The organism is Paraconexibacter sp., assembly GCF_041602235.1.
Lineage (GTDB): Bacteria > Actinomycetota > Thermoleophilia > Solirubrobacterales > Solirubrobacteraceae > Paraconexibacter.
This window is the reverse complement of record NZ_JBFIGP010000317.1, coordinates 1-4103: the sequence shown is the minus strand read 5'-3', so window position 1 is coordinate 4103 and position 4103 is coordinate 1. Positions and strand designations below refer to the sequence as shown.

The following is a 4103-nucleotide window of genomic DNA, read 5'->3' as shown; positions in this document are numbered from 1 at the left end:
CTCTGGGGCGGCGTCGCCGCCGCCGTCGTCTGCCACGCGCACCCGCAGGGCACGGCGACCTTCCTGCGGACGACCGCGACCTGGCTGACGCGGCATGCCCGGGGGACCGTCCCGCCCGGCACCCCGGAGCACGTCTTCTCGCAGATGCTGCGCGGGTCCGCCAACGCCCGCAGCTCCAAGCGCAACGTCCGCCAGACGCCGGTCTGGGGCCACGGCTACCGGTACACCGATGCCCGGCACGGGGTCCAGGACAACCACGCCTACTACGGCCGCATCCAGTCGACCATCGCCGCAGCGTGGGGTCCCGACGGCCGAGACATCGCGGCCTGCGGCTACTTCGGTCAGTGGGACGCCTGCGGCAAGGACTCGGTCATCGCCCAGTGGCACGCCGCGCTGCCCCAGATGGCGGACGAGACCCACGTGTTCGGCGACATCGGGCACTTCATCGAGGAGTACAAGGGCGCCGAGATGGCGGCGTCGATCGTGGAGATGGTGGGAGCGCGATAGCCCGTGGGCGCACCCGGGCCCCGCGTCCCCGCGCCGATCACGCGCCGGGTGTTCGCCCACATGCTGGTGCTGGACGTCGCGATGTACGCGGCGCTCTTCTGGCGACCGTACGACGACGCGGGCCAGATGCTCGTGGCGCACTACATCGGCTTCGTGGCCGTCAGCGACATCGGCGCGCTCTTCCTCCCCGCCGCCAAGCGCCAGTGGTTCAACGTCTTCCGCTTCTCGAGCGGGCTGTCGTTCCTGGTCCTGACCGTCGCCCTCGCCATCCAGGGCCTCGACGGCGAGGTCCTGGCGCTCACGATCCTGCGGTGCTCGCTGGCCGGCGCGCGCATGGTCCACGCCGCCTGGCTCATCCGCGTCTGCGGGCCGTGGTTGGACCACGTGCGGGCCTTCCCCGCGCTCGCCTGGACCTCGCTGCGCGCGGGCGACACGTCGCTGCGCCTGAGCGGCGGGCTCGTGCTGATCGCGGCGTCGGCGGTCTACTTCCCGAGCGTCGTCTTCTGGCTGCACGACAACGACGGCGTCAGCGGCCTGGACGCGACCCTCACCGGCATGGGGCCGCAGAACGGTCTCAACACCTATCTCAAGCTGTTCGTCTTCGAGGTGCTGATCGTGCTGGCCGCACCGCGGTTCGCCATGCGCGCTGCCGTGGCCGGGCTCTTCGCGGTCCAGGTGCCGATGATGCTCGACATGTTCGGCGACGCCCCGATCCCGTACGCCCATCTCGCGGTCGAGGCGTTCCTGATGGTGCTGGCGCTCGCGGCCTTCCGGGCCTGGCGCGCAGCCCCCGCCGGGACGCGCGGTATCGGCGCGCGTCCCGGGCGCGGAGGTCCCTAGGCCTGCGGCTGGATGTTCTGGTTGACCCGGAACACGTTGTCCGGGTCGTAGACGGCCTTGATCTGCGCCAGCCGTCCGTAGTTGTCCCGGTAGCTCGCGCGGATCCGCTCCTGGCCCTCGTCCATCATCATGTTCACGTAGGCGCCGCCGGCGGAGTAGGGGTGCAGGGCCTCCTGGTAGCCGGTGCTCCAGCGCCGGATCGCCTCGACGTTCGCCGGATCGGGGTCGACGCCGGCGAAGACCGCGCCGTACCGTGCGTCGCGGTAGCTCCACGCGGTGTCGGACGACGCCACGTCATGGGCGGCGCCGTCGATCGGGTACAGGTGCATGGTCGACTGCGCCGTCGGCAGCTGCTCGGCGAAGCGCGCGTGGATCTCCACGGCCGCATCGGGGATCTCGTCGACGAAGTCGGCCCGCCAGTACCACTGGTGGCCGGGTGGGTAGAGGCCGTCGAAGGCGCTCTGGATCCCCGGGAACGGCACCTCGGAGGGGCCGTGCATCAGCGGCTCGGGCAAGGCGTCGAGCAGCGGCGCCATGGCCGCTGCAGCCTCGGACTCGGTGCCCAGGCAGCACCAGACCACGCCGCAGATCTTGCGCCCGTGCAGCTCCTCGGGGAACGGCGGGGCGGGCGGGACCGCTCCGACCAGGAAGAACCCGTTGCACGTGCGGGGCGCGGCCGGCAGGAACTCGCGGTACGCCGAGAGGACCTCGGCCGTCTGCTCGACCGGCCAGAACGTGGGTCCCGCGATCACCGTGCTGACGTCGTGCAGTCGGAACGTGAACGTGGTCACCACCCCGAAGTTGCCGCCGCCACCCCGGACCGCCCAGAACAGGTCGGGGTGCTCGTCGGCGCTGGCGACCACGCGATCGCCGTTGGCGAGCACCATGTCGACGGCGAGCAGGTTGTCGATCGCGAGCCCGAACGCCCGGGTCAGGTACCCGAGACCGCCGCCGAGCGTCAGCCCGCCGACCCCCGTGGTCCCGATGATGCCGCTCGGCGTCGCGAGGCCGTGGGCGTGCGTCGCCGCGTCGACCTCGCCCCAGGTGCACCCACCGCCCACCCGCACGGTGCGGGACTGCGGGTCGACCTCGATCTCACGTAGCAGCGAGAGGTCGATGACGAGACCGTCGTCGCAGCTTCCGAGCCCACCGCCGTTGTGTCCTCCTCCCCGGACGGCGAGCAGCAGTCCGTGACGGCGCGCGAACGCGATCGCGGCCACCACGTCGTCGGGGTCGGCGCAGCGGGCGATCATCGCCGGCCGCTTGTCGATCATCGCGTTGTAGAGCTTGCGGGCCTCGTCGTATCCCGCGTCCTGCGCGCCGATCAGCGTGCCGCGGAAGCCGGTCAGCTCTTGGCGTGCGGCCGTGGCGATCGCGGCGGCGCCGGTGGTGGTGGCGATGGTGCTCATGACGGTCCTCCGTGAGGTGGTTGATGGCTTCTCGCAGCCTCGCCGCCGGGGTACCGCCTGTCATGGCGCGACCTGACCGACTTTTCCGGGCCCGCGTGCGGGCGACACGTTCGATCCCGTGGTCAAATGTGACTATCGTCGTCGTCGTGCGATGACTGATCTCCCCGGCCCGCTGCGTCACACGACGAAGTTCCCCTTCGTCGGCCGGTCCGCCGAGCTGCGGCGACTGCAGGCGCTCATGCCCAGGGCGGACACCGACGGACCGCGCGTCGTGCTGCTGGGGGGCGAGCCGGGGTCCGGCAAGACCCGGCTGGTGAGCGAGTTCGCCGCAGCCGCCTCCGACGACGTCCTCGTCCTCTCCGGGACCTGTGACGCCGAGGTCCGCACGCCGTACGGCCCGTTCGTCGAAGGGCTCGACCAGCTCGTGCAGTCGCTCGGTGTCGACGAGCTCCGGGGCGCACTCGGCCGCCGCGGTGGTGAGCTCGCACGCCTGCTCCCCGACCTCGGTGAGCGCGTCGGTGCGCTCACCCCCGCGATGGACGCGGACCCGGACACGGAACGCCACCGGCTGCACATGGCCGTCGGCGAGCTCCTGGACGCGATCACCCGCCGTCGGCCGACGCTGTTCGTGATCGAGGACCTGCACTGGGCCGACACGGCGTCGCTGCTCCTGCTGCGGCATCTCGCCCGTACGGGCGAGGGGCGCGTGCTCTTCCTCGCCACCTTCCGGGACACCGAGGTCGCGGTGCCCGAGGCCCTGTCGGAGACGATCGCCGACCTGCGCCGCTACGACACGGTGCGCATCGGGCTCGAAGGGCTCTCCGGCGAGGAGGTGGCCGACTTCGTCCAGGGCGCGATCGGGGCGGCGTCCGCACCCGAGGTGCACGGGCTGGCGGAGACGATCCGTGACCTCACCGACGGCAACGCCTTCCTGGTGTGCGAGCTGTGGCGGGCGCTGGTCGAGACCGACGCGGTGACGATCGGTGACGGGACCGTGCGCCTCACGGGCTCCGTCGCCGACCTCGGCAGTCCGGACAGCGTGCGGGAGGTGGTCAGCCAGCGCCTCTCGCGGCTGGCGCCGGCCACCAACGACCTGCTCGAACTCGCTGCCGCGGCCGGCGCGGAGTTCGCGCTGGACGTCGTCGCCCGCGCGGCCGGCCTCGACGAGGTCGAGGTGCTGGCCGCACTGGACGAAGCGGTGCGCAGCGGGATGATCGAGACGCTGCCGTCGCGGGGCCTGGCGTGCCGGTTCGCGCACGAGCTCGTGCGCCGGGCGCTCTACGACCGGCTCTCGGGACCGCGCCGGGCGGAGCTGCACCTCCGGGTCGGGGAGGCGCTCGAGGCGAG

4 protein-coding genes are annotated in these 4103 nt (G+C 72.2%); 3 read left to right on the top strand and 1 reads right to left on the bottom strand.

What is annotated here, in order from left to right:
• Together ABYE80_RS17895 and ABYE80_RS17890 are read left to right on the top strand one after the other, a co-directional pair.
• The coding region (locus ABYE80_RS17895) for a hypothetical protein (protein WP_372791665.1) at nt 1-507 on the top strand (507 nt) is incomplete at its 5' end.
• 3 nt (nt 508-510) lie between these two features.
• On the top strand, nt 511-1347 hold the full coding sequence (locus ABYE80_RS17890) for a hypothetical protein (protein ID WP_372791664.1): 837 nt from the start codon (nt 511-513) through the stop codon (nt 1345-1347).
• Here ABYE80_RS17890 and ABYE80_RS17885 read toward each other — a convergent pair.
• Nucleotides 1344-2756 carry an FAD-binding oxidoreductase gene (locus ABYE80_RS17885; protein WP_372791663.1) on the bottom strand — a complete coding sequence of 471 codons (1413 nt, stop codon included), beginning with the start codon at nt 2754-2756 and terminating at the stop codon, nt 1344-1346. The two genes, ABYE80_RS17890 and ABYE80_RS17885, sit on opposite strands and share 4 nt — an antisense overlap.
• 151 nt (nt 2757-2907) lie before the next feature.
• On the opposite strand from ABYE80_RS17885, the gene ABYE80_RS17880 reads away from it, so the two are divergent.
• Nucleotides 2908-4103, top strand: a 1196-nt coding sequence (locus ABYE80_RS17880) for an AAA family ATPase (RefSeq protein ID WP_372791662.1), incomplete at its 3' end; no start/stop codon positions are given.

What these genes read in the sequence shown, in the direction of transcription:
- ABYE80_RS17885 (WP_372791663.1), bottom strand. Translation starts at nt 2,756, where the DNA reads ATGAGCACCATCGCCACCACCACCGGCGCCGCCGCGATCGCCACGGCC.